Raw genomic sequence first — 15,082 nt, forward strand, 5'->3', positions numbered from 1 at the left:
TCGTCATCGGGCACCAGGGCGCCGCCGGTGGGGTGCGGCAGCCGTGGCGGCTGCCGCACCCCAACCGCGGGACGGCGACCGGGGTCAGACGGTGACGCGGTCGATGTCCGAGGCGTAGTCGGCCGGGTTGCCGAAGGTGACGGTGTTGTCGCCCGCCTTCAGGTGGACCGGTACGGTCACGGACCGCGCCACGCCCCAGTTGTTGTCGTTGCCGCCGGGCAGCGGGAGCTGGAACGACGAGCCGCCCGCGGTGACCACGGCGGTGCGGCCGGAGGACCCGTCCGCGTAGCCGAGTGTGAGGAGGTAGGTGCCGTCCTTCGGCGCTGTCACGTGGTTGATGGCGACCGCGCTGTCCCCGCCGAGGTTGCCGACTTTCTTTCCGCCGGAGCAGCCGGGGCAGTCGGTGATGCCCGCGTTGCCGGTGAGGGTGTTGGCGGGGGCTTCCGCCTCGTAGGTGACGCGTCCGCCGGGGGCGGGGGTGGTGACCGGAACCGGTTTGCCGGGCGCGGAGTGGCGTCCCTTGGCGTCGTGGGCGGTGACGGTGAAGGTGTAGCCGGTGGCGGGGGTGAGGCCGGTGACGGTGGCGGAGGTGCTGCCGGTCGAGGTGGCCTTGCGGCCGTTGACGTACACGTCGTATCCCGTGGTGGCGGGGCCGGTGTTCACCGGGTTCCAGGCCAGGGAGACGGTGGTGGCGGTGGAGGCGGTGCCGTGGACGCCGAGGGGCGTGCCGGGGCCGGGGGTCTTCTTGGCGGGGGTGAGGGTGAACAGGCGGGAGCCGTGCGGGGGCAGGTTCTTCGTCAGGTGGCCCGAGGCGCTGCCGAGGCCGGTGCGGCTCCACAGGTCGCGGACGGCGGCCTTGCCGGTGATGCCGAGGTCGGCGAAGTCAGCGGTGACGTCGGCGGGTGCGCTGCCGAGGTTGAACAGGGCTACGGTGTACGTTCCGTCGGTGTTGCGGGAGTACCAGACCTGCTGGTCGGTGGCCTGGCTGACGGGCCTGGCGGGGTTGCCCGCCTGGTCGACCGCGATCACCTCGTCATTGGTGAGGAGTTTCAGGCCGTAGGGGTCGAGTCGGGTGAGGTCGTCGCCGGAGTACAGCGGTGCGGACTCGACCGCCCACAGCGTCATGTAGGTCTGCCGTTCGGCGTCGGTGAGGCCGTCCATCGCGCCTGCGCCGACGTCGAGCGAGTCGAGGTTGTTCCAGTGGCCGGGGCCTGCGTCGTCGATCCACTGGACGACGTCGTTCCACCGCTGCTTGACGGAGTTGTCCCAGGTCACCAGCGTGTCGCAGTAGCACTCCACGTCGGTGTCGACCCGCCACCCGTTGGAGTTCCGCTTCCACACGTCCGCCCGGTCATGACTCAACGACCAGGACACCGTGAACTGAATCGGACGGCCGGTCTTCCGGAGCGCGGCGTGCCATGCCTGGACGTCGGGGATGTTGTCGTGGGCCGCGTCGCCCTGGTTGGAGCCGGGGCCGACGCCGTCGACCTTGAGGAAGTCCACGCCCCAGCCCGCCAGTTCGGCCGCGACGGAGTCGATGTACTTCGCGGCGCACGGGCTGGAGAAGTCCATCTGGTAGGAGACGTCGTCCCAGCCGCTGGTCTTGCGCAGGTCCGGGTAGACGATGTCCTTGGTCGTACAGCCCGGTGCCCCGTAGATCGGCGACTTCCCGTCGTTGTACGCGTCGAAGTAGAGCCCGACGGCCAGATAGGCGCCGAATTTCAGGCCCTTGGCGTGCACGTAGTCCGCCAGGCCCTTCAGTCCGTCGGGGAACGTCGTGGCATTGGGCATCGGACGGCCGTAGTGGTCGAAGCCGCCGACCCAGCCCGAGTCGATGTTGATGTACTCGTAGCCATGGGACTTGAGCTTCTTGGCCACCACATCGGCCTGCTGCTTCACATGCGCCTCGGTCAGCCAGCTCATCCCGCCGTAGCCGGGGAAGTTGGTCGACTCCAGGCTCCAACTGCTCCAGCCCATGTACGGCTTGGCGGCCAGGACCGAGGACGGAGCGGGGGCGGGGGCGGCTCGGGAGACGGCGGCTTGTACGGACTCGGGTGCGGAGCCGGGCGCGGCAGCGGGCGCCGACGCGGACGCCGGTACGGCGAAGGCCGCGATCAGCGCTCCGGCCGCCAGCAGGGCGGGGAGGACGGCGTTCCGGGCGCCGCCCCTGGCGCGGGCGGCACGGGCGCTGAGGCGTACGGGTCCATCGGAAGGTGCCATGACTGCTCCATCTCGGCACCGTGCGCGGGCACGGCGGGGCCGGGTGACGAGGAGGGTTGGTTGGCGTGGACGCCTGCGCTCGCGGGGCGGTCCGAGGGGACGCCGCCCCGTGCGCAGGCCGCGGCCGGAGGGGAGGAACGCCGGTCGCGCTCCTGCCGTTCGGGGCCGTCCCGGACCCCGTTCGGCTGTGGAGTGCGGCGACTGTAGCCAGAGTTTCCTTCCAGCGTCAACATAGTCACCACCTGGTTTCCCGGTGGATTCTGTGAATCCTGTGCACCCCTCGCGCCACTCTCGCCTTCCCTTACCTTCCGGCGGAAAGGTAGGGTCGGAGACGTGACTCCCGCCGATCAGCCGCCCGCCGCCGCCCTGGTGTTCCAGACCCTGCTCGCCCACGGGCCGCTCACCCGGGCCGAGGCCGGCCGACGTACCGGCCTGTCCGCGGGGGCCGTCACCAAGGTGACGGCGCCGCTGCTGAGCGACGGCTGGATCACCGAGCTGAGCACCCCGGCCCCGAAGCGGGCGACCGGCAGACCCGCCACGCTGATCGCGGTACGCCCGGAGCGGGCCCGCTTCATCGGCGTCAAGGTGACCGCGGACGAGCTGATCGGCGTACTGGCCGATCTCACGGCCAAGCCGCTCGTGGCACGCCGGGTCACCCTCGACTCGCGGGACGTCGGCACCGTGGTGCTGGCCATCGCCCGGCTGGTCAAGCGGCTGCGCGCGGCGGCCGGGCCCGAGCACGGCGAGGACGTGCACAGCATCGGCGTGACCATCTCCGGCGACGTCGACGGGCAGACCGGCATCGTGCAGTACTCGCCGTTCCTCAACTGGCGCCGGGTCGCGCTGGCCCGGCTCGTCGAGACCGCCACCGGCACACCGACGGTGATCGAGAACGACGTACGCGCGCTGACCGTCACCGAGCAGTGGTTCGGCGCGGGCGCGGGCCTGGACTCGTTCGCGCTGATCACCGTCGGCGCCGGGATCGGCTGCGGACTCTCCATCCGCGGGCGCGTGGTGTCGGGGGCGCACGGCGTGTCGGGGGAGGTCGGCCACCTGCCGGTCGGCGGCACCGAGCGGACCTGCACCTGCGGCAACACCGGCTGTGTGGAGGCCGTCGCGTCCACGCACGCCATCACCGAGCAGGCCAGGCAGGCCACGGGGAATCCGGGGCTGACGATGACCGAAGCGGTACGGCTGGCGCACGCCGGGGACGAGGCGGTCCGCGCCGTGTTCTCCCGCGCCGGGCACGCGCTCGGCCTCGCCATCGCCTCGGTCGCCAACCTGATCGGCCCCGAGCGGATCATCATCTCCGGCGAGGGCGTGGCGACCTACGACCTGTTCGCCGACCAGATCCGCGAGACCTTCGCCGCCCAGGCGTTCGGCGCCGCCGCCGAGTGCGATCTGCTGCTGCGCCCGCTGCCGTTCGAGGAGTGGGCGCGCGGCGGCGCGGCCGTGGCGGCGCAGCACCTCTTCGCGCCGGTCACGTAGCCGGTCGGGTTACGGGGCGGGGAACCGGGCGAGCAGCGGTTCGGGGAACGGGTCGGGCAGCGGGCGGGGCGGCCGGTCACGTAGCGGACCGGCGGCAGCGCGACCACGGCCGCGGGCGGCCCTGTTCGGCAAAGCCTTCCGGGGCGGCCCGCCGACTGTCACACTCGCTGGTGTGCCCGACTTCGACGTGTTGGTGATCGGTTCAGGTCCTGGTGGTCAGAAGGCGGCCATCGCGGCGGCCAAGCTCGGACGGCGGGCGGCGGTGGTGGACCGCGCGGACTCGCTGGGCGGGGTGTCGATCCACACCGGCACGATCCCGTCCAAGACGCTGCGGGAGGCGGTGCTCTACCTCACCGGCCTCAACCAGCGGGATCTGTACGGCCAGAGCTACCGGCTCAAGGAGGACATCACCGTCGCGGACCTGACCGCGAGGACGCAGCATGTGGTCGGCCGCGAGGTCGATGTGATCCGCAGTCAGCTCTCCAGGAACCAGGTCGCGCTGCTCTCCGGCACCGGGCGCTTCGTCGACCAGCACACCGTCGCGGTGCGCGACGCGGTCGGCCAGGACCGGCTGGTGACGGCCGAGCACATCGTGATCGCCACCGGCACCCGGCCCGCGCGCCCGGCGAGCGTCGAGTTCGACGACCGTACGGTGCTGGACTCCGACAGCGTCCTCAGCATGGAGCGGGTGCCGCGGTCCATGGTGATCGTCGGCGCCGGGGTCATCGGCATGGAGTACGCGTCGATGTTCGCCGCCCTCGGCAGCAAGATCACCGTGGTGGAGCAGCGCGAGGGAATGCTGGACTTCTGCGACGCCGAGATCGTCGAGGCGCTCAAGTACCACCTGCGCGATCTCGCGGTCACCTTCCGCTTCGGCGAGACGGTCGCGGCGGTCTCGCGGCACGAGCGCGGCACCCTGACCGTGCTGGAGAGCGGCAAGAAGATCGCCGCGGACGCGGTGATGTACTCGGCGGGACGGCAGGGTCTGACCGACGAACTGGACCTCGACAAGGCCGGTCTGCAAGCCGACAAGCGCGGCCGGATATCGGTGGACGAGCACTTCCGCACCGCGGTCCCGCACATCTACGCCGTCGGTGACGTCATCGGCTTCCCCGCGCTGGCCGCGACCTCGATGGAGCAGGGCAGGACCGCCGCGTACCACGCCTGCGGCGAACCGGTGCACGCGATGCGGGACGGCCAGCCGATCGGCATCTACACCATTCCCGAGGTCAGCTTCATCGGCCGCACCGAGGACCAGCTCACCGACGAACTGGTGCCGTTCGAGGTCGGTGTCTCCCGCTACCGCGAGCTGGCCCGCGGCCAGATCATCGGTGACGCGCACGGCATGCTGAAACTGCTGGTCTCGCCGGAGGACCGCAAGCTGCTCGGCGTGCACTGCTTCGGCACCGGCGCCACCGAGCTGATCCACATCGGCCACGCCGTGATGGGCTGCGGCGGCACCGTCGACTACCTCGTGGACGCCGTCTTCAATTACCCGACGCTCGCCGAGTCCTACAAGGTCGCGGCGCTCGACGTCACCAACAAGATCCGGCAGATCGACCGGCTGGGGGACTGAGCCGCGCGGGTGCTGTGTCGCCGATGAGTTTTCGGCGGGCGGCCGGTCATAAAGGTGAACGGCGGCGCTCGGGCGCCGACGACAGCCTGACGCGAGGAGACCGCGATGCCCCGGATCACCCCCAACCTCTGGTTCGACACCGAGAGCCAGGAAGCCGCCGAGTTCTACGTCTCGGTCTTCCCGAACTCGCGGATCACCGACACCACCTACTACGGCGAGGCCGGTCCGCGCGAGGCGGGCACCGTACTGACCGTGGCGTTCGAGCTGGACGGCCAGCCGTACATCGCGATCAACGGCGGCCCCGAGTTCCCCTTCACCGAGGCCGTCTCGCTGCTGATCACCTGTGAGGACCAGGCCGAGGTCGACCACTACTGGGCCCGGCTCACCGAGGGCGGCGGCTCCGAGGGCCCGTGCGGATGGCTCAAGGACAAGTACGGGCTGTCCTGGCAGGTCGTCCCCACCGGCATGGTGGCGATGCTGAACGACCCCGACGCGGAGCGCGGCCAGCGCGCGATGAAGGCGATGCTCGGCATGAAGAAGATCGACCTGGCGGCGCTCAAGGCCGCCGCCGACGGCACCGGAGCCTGACGGACGCCGACGGGAGGACGTACCACGCGCCGCTAGGAAGTGCCGTCCGACGCGGGACGGGCACGGGGGTGGCGGCGCAGGAAGTCGTCCACGAGACGGTCGGTGAAGTCCCGGTCGACCGGGTCCCCGGTCACCAGGACGCGGTGGTAGATCGGCCCCACGAGCCGGTCGACCTCGGCCGTCAGGTCGAGACCGGCGGGGAGTTCGCCGCGGCCCACCGCGTTCTCCAGCGGGAGCCGGTCGCGGCGGCGCTGCTCGTCGAGATAGCGGGCGCGCAGCACGGCCGCGAACTGCGGGTCGTGCTGCGCGTGTCCGAGCAGGGCCCGGAAGACCGCGCCCGCGTCTGACGCGGTGAGGAAGCCGGCCAGCAGGCCCAGGTGCTCGCGGAGATCGGCGCCGAGATCGCCGTGGTCGGCCGGGGCGAGGGCTTCGGCGGCGTCCTGGAGGAAGGCGTCAAGAAGGACGTCGGTCTTGGTGTTCCAGCGGCGGTAGATGGTCTGTTTGGCGACCCCGGCCCGCGCCGCGATGCCCTCGACGGTGACACCGGCGAAGCCCTTCTCGACCAGGAGGTCGTCGGCGGCTTCCAGTACGGCCATCCGCGCCTGCTCGCTGCGCCCGTGCCGGTTGCCGTGGTGCCGCGCCGTCCGGTCGGCGTCAGCCCCGGCGCCCTCCGCACCCTCCGTGCCGCCCGCAGTCTCGGTGCCCCCCGCGCTTTCGGCGCCCCTGGCGCCGTCGGCGACCGAACTCCCTCGCTCCATGTCTGCATCCTCCGGGTCTCGGGGTAGGTCGGCAACTTCTAGACGCAACGCAACGGTGCGTCTACTCTAGGGCTCATGACAGCGACCAGCACCCTCCGCGACCCCCGGGTCGTCTCCGCCCTGACCGCGATGTTCGACCGGGCCGCGCAGGACGACGCGACCCGCCGCCGTATCCGGGCCGCGTGGCCCGACGGCTTCGCCCCGGCGACGCCGCGGGAGTTGGCCGACGCCAACGCCGAGGTCTACATGCCGATCTCGGCCGACGGCGGAAAACTCCTGTACAGCCTGGTCCGGGCCGTCCGCCCGGCCACTGTCGTCGAATTCGGCACCTCCTTCGGGATCTCCACCCTCCACCTGGCCGCCGCGGTGCGCGACAACGGCGCGGGGCGGGTGATCAGCACCGAACTGAGCGCGGACAAGGCCGCCGCGGCCCGCGTGACCTTCGCCGAGACGGGTCTGGACGGACTGGTCACCGTCCTCGAAGGCGACGCCCGCGACACCCTCGCCGAGCTGTCAGGTCCGGTGGACTTCCTGCTGCTCGACGGCTGGAAGGACCTCTGTCTGCCCGTCCTGCGGCTGCTCGAACCGCGCCTCGCGCCGGGCACCCTCGTCGTGGCCGACGACGTGGACCTCACGGACCTGGCGCCGTATCTCGACTACGTCCGCGATCCGCGCAACGGCTACGAGAGCGTCACCTTCCCGGTCGAGGACGGCATGGAGATCAGCTGCCGTCTGTGAGCCGCGGCGGCAAGGGGCCCGGCAGGACGAACGGCCGGGCAGGGGCCCCCGGCGGGCGGCAACGGGAAAAGGGCCGCGGCGGCCCGGAAAGCAGAGGCGGATGAAAGGCGACGCCGTGGAGCGCGCGGAGCAGCCGAGCCCTCGCGGAGCGCGGCGGCTGCTCGCCGACCACGCCATCGACACCCGCCCGCTGGCCCTGCCCGCCTTCCGGCGGCTCTTCATCGGCCAGGGCACGTCGTTCGTCGGCTCGATGCTCACCCAGATCGCGGTGCCGGTCCAGGTCTTCCGGATCTCGCACTCGTCGCTGGCCGTCGGCATGGTCGGCTTCGCCGGTCTGGTGCCGCTGATCGTCTTCGGCCTCTACGGCGGGGCCGTCGCCGACGCCGTCGACCGCAGGACGCTGTATCTGTGGTCCTCGCTCGGCACCTGGACGGTGACGCTGGCGCTGCTCGCGCAGACGCTGCTCGACCTGCGCAATGTCGGGCTGATCCTCGCCCTGGTCGCGACGCAGTCGGCCGGGTTCGCGATGGCCAGTTCCGCGCGCGGCGCGATCGTGCCGCGCATCGTCGAACCCGGCCTGATCCCCGCCGCGAACACCCTCAACTACGTGATCGGCACGGTCGGCGAGGTCGTCGGCCCGCTGATCGCCGGTGTCCTCGTCACCGTCCCGCACGGCTTCGCGTACGCGTACGGCGCGGACGCCGTGCTGTTCACGGCCGCGCTGCACTCCACGCTGCGGCTGCCCCGACTTCCGCCGGACGGCTCCGCGGGCCGCCTGGGTCTGCGGTCGGTACGGGACGGGCTGTCCTTCATCGGCGGGCGGCCGGTGCTGGTGATGAGCTTCTTCGTGGACATCTGTGCCATGACGCTGGCGATGCCGCGGTCGCTGTTCCCCGCCGTCGCGGACGCCCGCTTCGGCGGCTCGGTCGGACTGCTCTACTCCGCCATCCCGATCGGCTCCGTCCTGGCCGGGTTCGCCAGCGGATGGATCGGCCGGATCCGGCGGCAGGGCGTGGTGCTCACCGGCGCCGTGCTGGTGTGGGGCGCCGCCGTCGCCGTCTCCGGCCTGGCCCGGCAGCTCTGGCTGGTCGTCCTGCTCCTCGCCGTGGCCGGCGCCGCCGACCTGATCAGCGCGGTCCTGCGCCAGACGCTCCTCCAGACCTACGCCCCCGACGAGATGCGAGGCCGTATGCAGGGCGTCCACACCGTCGTCGTCGCCGGCGGCCCCCGGCTGGGCGACCTGCGCGCCGGTACCATGGCCGCCGCGCTGGGCGCCGGGCTGTCCTGGACAATTGGCGGCCTCGCCTGCGTGGTGGTCGTGGCACTCGCCGCCCCGCTGGCCCGCTCCTTCTGGCGCTACGACTCCGGCGCCCCGGCCCCGGCGGCCGACCCCGCGAAGGACACCGGCCCGCTGCGCGAGCAGACCGCCCCCTGACGGCTCACCAGCCGGTGCGCCCCGCCGGGTACATCCGCTCGCGTCAGCTCTTTGCACCAACCCCATTCGCACCAGTCGGCACACTCCCCTCGCGGCGCCGGATCTGTCATCGTCGACTTGTCAGCGCACGAACAGAAATGCGCTCAAGCGGACCCGCAACCAGACATGACCCGACGTCGAACCGACGCCGTGGTCTCGAGCGCGGTTCGAGGTCCTCTCCCCACGCTGATCCGCACCGCGTACGCGGGCGACACCGCGTTCCCGGACGCGCCGACCTTCGACACCGTCGGCCGTGACGGCTTCGGCGGCGCCCCGTTCACCCAGCGGGTTCTCGTGGGCGTACGGCTCACTCCAGACCGGCGGCTACGGCGGCAGGGCCGGGCTCGCGACCGGGCCGCGGGCCGACAAGCGCACCACCGTGCACTTCACGGGTGACACCCGCTCGAACGAGGCGCTGCTGCCGTATACGTAAATTCTGGCCGAGGAGGCCCGGTGTGCCGGTGTGCCGGTGTGCCGGTGACCAACGCCACCGCGCCGAAGTCCGTGACCGTGGACGGCGTCCCGGTGGCCAGGAGCGTCTGGGCGTGGGACGCCGCCGCCGGGAAGGTGACCGTCACCGTTCCGCAGAGGTCCGTGCGTCAGCAGGTCACCGTCAGCTATCGGTGACGCCGCCCGGGGACGCCGCCGAGGCCCACCGCGCCTCGGTGGCGTCCAGCAGGTGTGCGATACGGGCGGGGTCCGGCAGCGGGCCGTGATCGCCGGGGACCCGCAGGGCCGCGCCCGCGGTGACATGGCCGAGGCGCAGCGCGCGGACGGGCGGCTCGCCGCGGAGCAGGCCGGTGAGGAATCCGGCGGCGAAGGCGTCGCCCGCGCCGACGGGTTCCACGACCTCGACGGCGCGGGCGGGCACGGTGTGCGCCTTCGCGCCGTCGAAGGCGGTCGCGGCGCGGGCGCCGTCCTTGACCACCAGCACGCGCGGGCCCGGCAGCAGGGCGCGTACGTCGGCGGCGTCGGCGAGGTGCGCGCCCCACAGCTCCTGGGCCTCGTCCAGGCCGACGAAAGTGATGTCCGCGCGGTCGGCGAAGTCGCGCAGGACGCCGGGCGCCGCGCCGTCCGGCCAGAGCGCGGGCCGGTGGTTGACGTCGAAGCTGACCGGCAGCGGGCCGCGCAGCGCCGCGTCCACCAGGTCACGGCAGGAGTCCGACAGCGCCGCCGTGACGCCGGTCAGGTGCAGCAGCCCCGCGGTGCGTACGGCCTCGGCCGCCAGCGATCGCGGCCCGAGCGCGGACGCGGCCGACCCCCGCCGGTAGTAGTGCACGCGGGTGCGCTGCCCGCCGGGGCTCTTCACCATCACCCCGGTCGGCCGCCCCGTGTCGGTCCTGACGCCGCCGACGTCCACCCCGCACGCCGCGACCTCGGCCACGATCCGCCGCCCGAACGGATCGTCACCGACCGCCGACACCCACCGGGCCTCCACCCCGTGGTCGGCCAGATACATCGCCGCGTTCGACTCCGCCCCGGCGACCTCCACCCGCAACCGCCGTGCCTCCGCGAGCGTTTCACCGGTCTCCGGCACCATCGCGACCATGGTCTCCCCGAGGCAGGCGACGGGGCCGCCGATCCGGATCACGGCAGTCTCCTCGCGGGGGTACGGCGCGGGCCCCGTCCGGTCATGGCGAGTGACGGCGCCGGGCGCTGCCCCCGTCCCGTCGTACTCCCGGTCATCGCGCGGCCCGCGTGCTCGGCGCGTCCGTCTCCGCGACGGCGGCGAGGAAGTCCCTGGCCCGCGCGCGGAGCGCGGTCCGGCTGCCGCCGCTCGCCGCGTCGCCGATGAGGGGCGAGCCGACGCCGACCGCGAGGGCTCCGGCGGCGAAGTAGGCGCGGGCGGCCGGGATGTCGACGCCGCCGACGGGCACGAAGGGCAGGTCGGGGAAGGGGCCGCGCAGGGCACGGAGGTAGCCGGGGCCGCCCGCTTGCTCGGCGGGGAAGAGCTTGAGCGCGGTGGCGCCGAGCCGCCGCGCGGTGACGATATCGGTGGGCGTCATCACTCCGGCCAGCACGGGCAGGCCCAACTCCCGTGCGGCGCTGACGCCTTCGCCGACCGCGGGCGTGACGACGAAGTCGGCCCCGGCGCGGTGCGCGTCCTTGGCGTCCTGCTCGGTGAGGACGGTGCCCGCGCCGAGCGGCGCGTCGGGGCCGAGGGCGGCCCGGGCCGCGGCGATGACGCCGAGCGCGTTCCGGCCGCTGAGCGAGACCTCGACCAGTGCGACGCCCTCCTCGACCAGGGTCAGTACGGTGCGCAGCGACGCGTCCTCGTCGTCGCCGCGCACGATGGCGACGAGGCGGTGGGCGCGCAGCGCGGTGAGCAGGTCCACGGGTGATGTTCCTTTCCTGTTGCGGTGATTCGGACGGCGTGGGGCCGGGGCGGGCGGTGGGGTCGGTGTGAGCCGGTCGCGGTGCGGTGAGCCGGTCGTGGTGAGCCGGACACGGTCAGCCGATCCCGTCGAGGGTTCAGCGGTCCGGGGCGGACGCGGCGGCGGTGGCGGCGGAAGCACCGGCGGCCGTGACCGTGAGCCGCCAGCGGACCTCGCCGCTCGCGGGCACGCGGGCCGCGTCCCCCTCCCCCGCCGTCGCCAGGTCGAAGACCCGGCCCAGCATCGGCTCCACGCCGATCGAGCGGTACGGCGCGCCCTCGGGGAAGCCGCCCAGATTCCGCCACAGGGCGATGGACGCGGGCTGACCGGCCACGTCGAGCGCGAACCGCAGCCGGTCGGTCCCGTCGCGCACGGTCGCCGTCGCGGCCTCGACGACCGCGCCGCTCGCCGTACCGTCGTCGGGCCCGAGCAGGTCGAAGCGGGTAGGCGTCCCGTCGCCCGTGCCCCCGACGGACGGCCAGGTGAACGGCTCGCGCCGCGCACCCCCGTCCGGGTAGTGCAGGGCCTGTGCGCCGGGCGGCAGTTCGATCCGGCCGTCCCGCGACACGTCGAGGAGCGCGTGGGCGGCCCACAGGAAGCGGTAGCCGGGCGCGGCGGTCAGCCGGTAGTCGACCACCGCGCCGCCGCCGGGGCCGCCCCCGATCCGCCGGGTGAGCCGGAAGTCGGGGTGGTCGACCCGGTCCGCGCCATCCGCGCCATCTGCGCCGTCCCCGCCGTTCTCGCGCCGCCAGGGGCGCGACCACACGTCGCCGTGGTCGGGGACGCCCCGGACGGTGGGCAGGCACTCCTCCACACCGCCCGCGTCGGCGAAGGCGTCACCGGGCGCGACGCCCGCGCGGCGCGGCTCGTCCCGGTGCCAGAGCCATTCGCGGTCCCCGGCCCGCAGCGACGTCCAACGGCCGCCGTGCGCACAGTCGGTGACGATCCGTACGGGAAGCGCCGCCCCGGTCAGCGCTGTCACCATTCCGCGAACGACCCGTCGGCGTGCCGCCACACCGGATTGCGCCAGGCGTGCCCACCGCGGTCGGCGGCGCGTACCGCCGCCTCGTCCACGGTGATCCCGAGCCCCGGCAGCCCGGTGCGCTGCGCCTGGCCGTCCACGAAGCGGAACGGCTCGGTGTCCACCAGATAGGACAGGAGGTCGGCGTCCTTGTTGTAGTGGATGCCGCGGCTCTGCTCCTGGATGAGGAAGTTCGGCGTGCAGAAGGCGACTTGGAGGCTGGCGGCGAGCGAAATCGGCCCCAGCGGGCAGTGCGGGGCGAGTTGGGCGCCGTACGTCTCGGCGAGCGACGCGATCCGCGTCACCTCGGTGATGCCCCCGGCGTGCGAGAGGTCCGGCTGCGCCACGGCTATGCCCGCGGTGAGCGCGGGCAGGAACTCCGCACGCCCGTACAGGCGTTCACCGGTCGCGATCGGCACTTCGGTGGAGGCCACCAGGCCGCCGAGCAGATGTCCCAGCTCCGGCAGCAGCGGCTCCTCGACGAACAGCGGGTGCAGCGGCGCGATTTCACGCAGCACGCGCCGGGCGCCCGCGGCGGTGAAGCGGCCGTGGAAGTCGACGGCGACATCGCGTCCGGGGCCGAGCGCCTGGCGCGCGGCGGCCACCCGCTCCACGACGGCGGCGGTCTCGGCGGGCGTGGTGAGCGCCGACGTGCGGCCGGCCGCGTTCATCTTGACGGCGGTGAAGCCCGCCTCGACCTGCGCGCCGACGTCCTCCGCGAGCCGCGCGGGCTCGTCGCCGCCGACCCAGGCGTAGACCCGGACCGCGTCCCTGACCGGACCGCCGAGCAGGCCGTACACGGGGGCGCCGTACGTCTTGCCCGCGATGTCCCACAGCGCGTGGTCGAGACCGGCGACGGCGCTGGAGAGCACCGGGCCGCCGCGGTAGAAGCCGCCCTTGGTGAGCACCTGCCAGTGGTCCTGGATCCGCAGCGGGTCCTGGCCGATCAGATACTCGGCCAGCACGTCGACGGCGGCGCGCACCACCTCGGCCCGCCCCTCGACCACGGGTTCGCCCCAGCCGACGACGCCCTCGTCCGTCTCGATCCGGCAGAACAGCCACCGGGGCGGTACGAGGAAGGTCTCGACGCGCACTATCTTCACTTCGCCGCCTCTGAAGCCGTGGAGGTCTGGGATTCCTTGGTTGCCCGCGCCGTTTCGGATGCCTGCGCCGTTTCGGATGCCCGCGCCGTTTCGGATGCCCGCGCCGTTTCGGATGCCCCGGTTGTCCCGGACCCGCCGGACCCCTCGACCGCCTCGGCGCCCGAGCCGTGCACCAGGTCCAGGTCGCGGACGGCCTGGTCGAGCAGGGCCCGCATGGCGCGCTCGGCGGCGTCCGGGTCCTGGTCGCGTACCGCGTCGAGGACGGCCCGGTGGCTGGGCACCGGGTCCTGGCCGTGCGGGGAGCTGTGCACGATCTCGTCGCGGTGCGCGAGACCGGACTCGATCACCATCTCCATCCGCTCCAGCAGTTCGTTGTGAGTGGCGGCGAGTAGGGCGCGGTGGAAGGCGAGGTCGGCCTCGACCGCGTGCGCGGCGCCGCCCTCGTCCTCACCCATCGCGGTGAGCGCGGCGTCCAGCGCGACCAGGTCGCCGTCGGTACGGCGCACCGCCGCCAGCCGTACGGCGGCCGGTTCGACGATCCCGCGGACCTCGCCGAGGCTGCGCAGCAGCCCCAGGTCGGCCCCGGTGCCGGTGCCGCCCGCGAACTGCCAGCGCAGCACGTCGGCGTCCAGCAGATTCCAGTCGGCGCGGGCTCTGACGAAGGTGCCGCGTTTCTGCCGCGCGTCGACCATCCCCTTGGCCGCCAGCACCTTCAGCGATTCGCGCAGCGCGGTGAGACTGACGTCCAACTCGCTCTGCAACGCCACGAGATCGAGTGTCGCCCCTTCGGGGATCTCGCCGCTGAGCACCCGGCGCGCGAGAGTCTCCACGGTCTGCCCGTGCACTCCGCGGCGCGCGTATGGCGTCATGTCGTTCTGCCTTTCTCCAGGTCGGGTGGGGTACCCCGGGTGAGGTACGGCGATGGTGGTCGGCGGCGGTCAGGCCGAGGCCTTGGTGACACTCCAGCCGCCGTCCACCAGCAGGCTCGAACCGGTGATGTACGAGGCGTCGTCCGAGGCGAGGAAGGCGATGGCCGCGGCGACCTCCTCCGGGCGGCCGAAGCGGCGCGCCGCGGTCTCCGCGACGCTGCGGGCCCGGTCCTCCTCGGGCACCCGGTCCCAGGCCGCGGTGAGGATCGGACCGGGGAGCACCGCGTTGACCCGGACCTCGGGCCCGTACTCGACGGCCAGTTGACCGCTCAGCGACAGCAGCGCGCCCTTGGCCGCCGCGTAGGCGGGGTGGCCGGGGATGCCCTTGTGCGCGTGGACGGAGGAGGTGAGGACGGCGGCGCCGCGCGCGGTGCGCAGGTCGGGCAGCAGCGCCCGGAAGCCGAGGAAGCCGCCGGTGAGGTTGACCGCGAGCTGACGCTCCCAGGAGGCGACGGACATCTCGTGGGCCGGGGCCACGTCGACGGTGTAGGCGTTGGAGACCAGGGCCGCCACGGGGCCGTAGGCGTGCGCCACCGCGACGATCCGCTCCCAGTCCTCGGGGTCGGACACGTCCGCCCGTACGGACACCGCCCGGCCGCCCTCCTCGCGGATGCCCGCGGCGACGCCCTCGGCGCGGTCGGCCGCGATGTCGGCGAGGACCACGGCGGCGCCCTCGGCCGCGAGCCGTTCTGCGGTGGCCGCGCCGATCCCGGAAGCGGCTCCGGTGACCACGGCCACCTTGTCGGCGAAGCGGAGTGCTGCGTTCATGTGCTGGTCCTGCTCCTCGGTACGGTGGGGCTGGTCGGTACGGT

Annotated in this window: 14 protein-coding genes and 1 pseudogene; 7 read left to right on the forward strand and 8 right to left on the reverse strand. The window is 73.2% G+C overall.

Annotated features, from left to right (window positions below; translation table 11 throughout):
- Window positions 1–84 precede the first annotated feature (84 nt).
- Window positions 85–2,220: a fibronectin type III domain-containing protein gene (locus ABZX65_RS05275; protein WP_355334921.1), complete on the reverse strand. Its 2,136-nt coding sequence runs from the start codon at window positions 2,218–2,220 to the stop codon at window positions 85–87.
- A gap of 333 nt (window positions 2,221–2,553) precedes the next feature.
- Between ABZX65_RS05275 and ABZX65_RS05280 the strand changes: the two genes are divergently transcribed.
- From ABZX65_RS05280 to ABZX65_RS05290, 3 genes are all read left to right on the forward strand, one after another.
- Window positions 2,554–3,708 carry an ROK family transcriptional regulator gene (locus ABZX65_RS05280; RefSeq protein WP_355334923.1) on the forward strand — a complete coding sequence of 385 codons (1,155 nt, stop codon included), beginning with the start codon at window positions 2,554–2,556 and terminating at the stop codon, window positions 3,706–3,708.
- Between the two features lie 172 nt (window positions 3,709–3,880).
- Complete coding sequence (sthA, locus tag ABZX65_RS05285) at window positions 3,881–5,284, forward strand: Si-specific NAD(P)(+) transhydrogenase (RefSeq protein ID WP_355334926.1); 1,404 nt, start codon at window positions 3,881–3,883, stop codon at window positions 5,282–5,284.
- Window positions 5,285–5,389: 105 nt separating this feature from the next.
- Window positions 5,390–5,872 (forward strand): VOC family protein, encoded by a 483-nt coding sequence (locus ABZX65_RS05290; protein ID WP_355334929.1) that lies wholly within the window; start codon window positions 5,390–5,392, stop codon window positions 5,870–5,872.
- Window positions 5,873–5,904: 32 nt separating this feature from the next.
- Here ABZX65_RS05290 and ABZX65_RS05295 read toward each other — a convergent pair whose 3' ends face one another.
- Complete coding sequence (locus ABZX65_RS05295) at window positions 5,905–6,630, reverse strand: TetR/AcrR family transcriptional regulator (protein ID WP_355334932.1); 726 nt, start codon at window positions 6,628–6,630, stop codon at window positions 5,905–5,907.
- Window positions 6,631–6,705: 75 nt separating this feature from the next.
- Here ABZX65_RS05295 and ABZX65_RS05300 point away from each other — a divergent pair, with 75 nt between their 5' ends.
- The 4 genes from ABZX65_RS05300 (at window position 6,706) to ABZX65_RS05315 (ending at window position 9,469) form a co-directional block, all read left to right on the forward strand.
- Window positions 6,706–7,368 carry a class I SAM-dependent methyltransferase gene (locus ABZX65_RS05300; RefSeq protein ID WP_355334934.1) on the forward strand — a complete coding sequence of 221 codons (663 nt, stop codon included), beginning with the start codon at window positions 6,706–6,708 and terminating at the stop codon, window positions 7,366–7,368.
- A gap of 100 nt (window positions 7,369–7,468) precedes the next feature.
- A complete protein-coding gene (locus tag ABZX65_RS05305) occupies window positions 7,469–8,803 on the forward strand; it encodes an MFS transporter (protein WP_355334937.1) in 1,335 nt (444 codons plus the stop codon).
- Window positions 8,804–9,095: 292 nt separating this feature from the next.
- Entirely contained in the window at window positions 9,096–9,275 is a 180-nt protein-coding gene (locus tag ABZX65_RS05310) for a hypothetical protein (protein ID WP_355334939.1), read from the forward strand.
- Window positions 9,276–9,319: 44 nt separating this feature from the next.
- Window positions 9,320–9,469: a hypothetical protein gene (locus ABZX65_RS05315; protein ID WP_355334941.1), complete on the forward strand. Its 150-nt coding sequence runs from the start codon at window positions 9,320–9,322 to the stop codon at window positions 9,467–9,469.
- On the opposite strand, the gene ABZX65_RS05320 is transcribed toward ABZX65_RS05315, so the two are convergent.
- The 6 genes and pseudogenes from ABZX65_RS05320 to ABZX65_RS05345 form a co-directional block, all read right to left on the reverse strand.
- Complete coding sequence (locus tag ABZX65_RS05320; RefSeq protein WP_355334944.1) at window positions 9,456–10,433, reverse strand: sugar kinase; 978 nt, start codon at window positions 10,431–10,433, stop codon at window positions 9,456–9,458. The genes ABZX65_RS05315 and ABZX65_RS05320 overlap by 14 nt on opposite strands.
- A 91-nt stretch (window positions 10,434–10,524) precedes the next feature.
- A complete protein-coding gene (locus ABZX65_RS05325) occupies window positions 10,525–11,178 on the reverse strand; it encodes a bifunctional 4-hydroxy-2-oxoglutarate aldolase/2-dehydro-3-deoxy-phosphogluconate aldolase (protein ID WP_355334946.1) in 654 nt (217 codons plus the stop codon).
- Window positions 11,179–11,314: 136 nt separating this feature from the next.
- On the reverse strand, window positions 11,315–12,202 hold the full coding sequence (locus tag ABZX65_RS05330) for a hypothetical protein (protein WP_355334949.1): 888 nt from the start codon (window positions 12,200–12,202) through the stop codon (window positions 11,315–11,317).
- On the reverse strand, window positions 12,196–13,341 hold the full coding sequence (dgoD, locus tag ABZX65_RS05335) for a galactonate dehydratase (protein ID WP_355334952.1): 1,146 nt from the start codon (window positions 13,339–13,341) through the stop codon (window positions 12,196–12,198). The genes ABZX65_RS05330 and dgoD overlap by 7 nt, the downstream gene beginning before the upstream one ends.
- A gap of 161 nt (window positions 13,342–13,502) precedes the next feature.
- Window positions 13,503–14,210: pseudogene (locus ABZX65_RS05340) on the reverse strand (FadR/GntR family transcriptional regulator); the annotation flags it as partial.
- 69 nt (window positions 14,211–14,279) lie between these two features.
- Complete coding sequence (locus ABZX65_RS05345) at window positions 14,280–15,038, reverse strand: SDR family NAD(P)-dependent oxidoreductase (protein WP_355334955.1); 759 nt, start codon at window positions 15,036–15,038, stop codon at window positions 14,280–14,282.
- Between the last annotated feature and the right edge of the window lie 44 nt (window positions 15,039–15,082).

The organism is Streptomyces sp. NPDC003300 (assembly GCF_040610915.1).
GTDB lineage: Bacteria > Actinomycetota > Actinomycetes > Streptomycetales > Streptomycetaceae > Actinacidiphila.

Bases quoted from the DNA above. Each gene is read 5' to 3' on its own strand.
- ABZX65_RS05275 (WP_355334921.1), bottom strand. From the start codon at position 2,220: ATGGCACCTTCCGATGGACCCGTACGCCTCAGCGCCCGTGCCGCCCGC.
- ABZX65_RS05290 (WP_355334929.1), top strand. From the start codon at position 5,390: ATGCCCCGGATCACCCCCAACCTCTGGTTCGACACCGAGAGCCAGGAA.
- ABZX65_RS05295 (WP_355334932.1), bottom strand. From the start codon at position 6,630: ATGGAGCGAGGGAGTTCGGTCGCCGACGGCGCCAGGGGCGCCGAAAGC.
- ABZX65_RS05300 (WP_355334934.1), top strand. From the start codon at position 6,706: ATGACAGCGACCAGCACCCTCCGCGACCCCCGGGTCGTCTCCGCCCTG.
- ABZX65_RS05305 (WP_355334937.1), top strand. From the start codon at position 7,469: ATGAAAGGCGACGCCGTGGAGCGCGCGGAGCAGCCGAGCCCTCGCGGA.
- ABZX65_RS05330 (WP_355334949.1), bottom strand. From the start codon at position 12,202: ATGGTGACAGCGCTGACCGGGGCGGCGCTTCCCGTACGGATCGTCACC.
- ABZX65_RS05345 (WP_355334955.1), bottom strand. From the start codon at position 15,038: ATGAACGCAGCACTCCGCTTCGCCGACAAGGTGGCCGTGGTCACCGGA.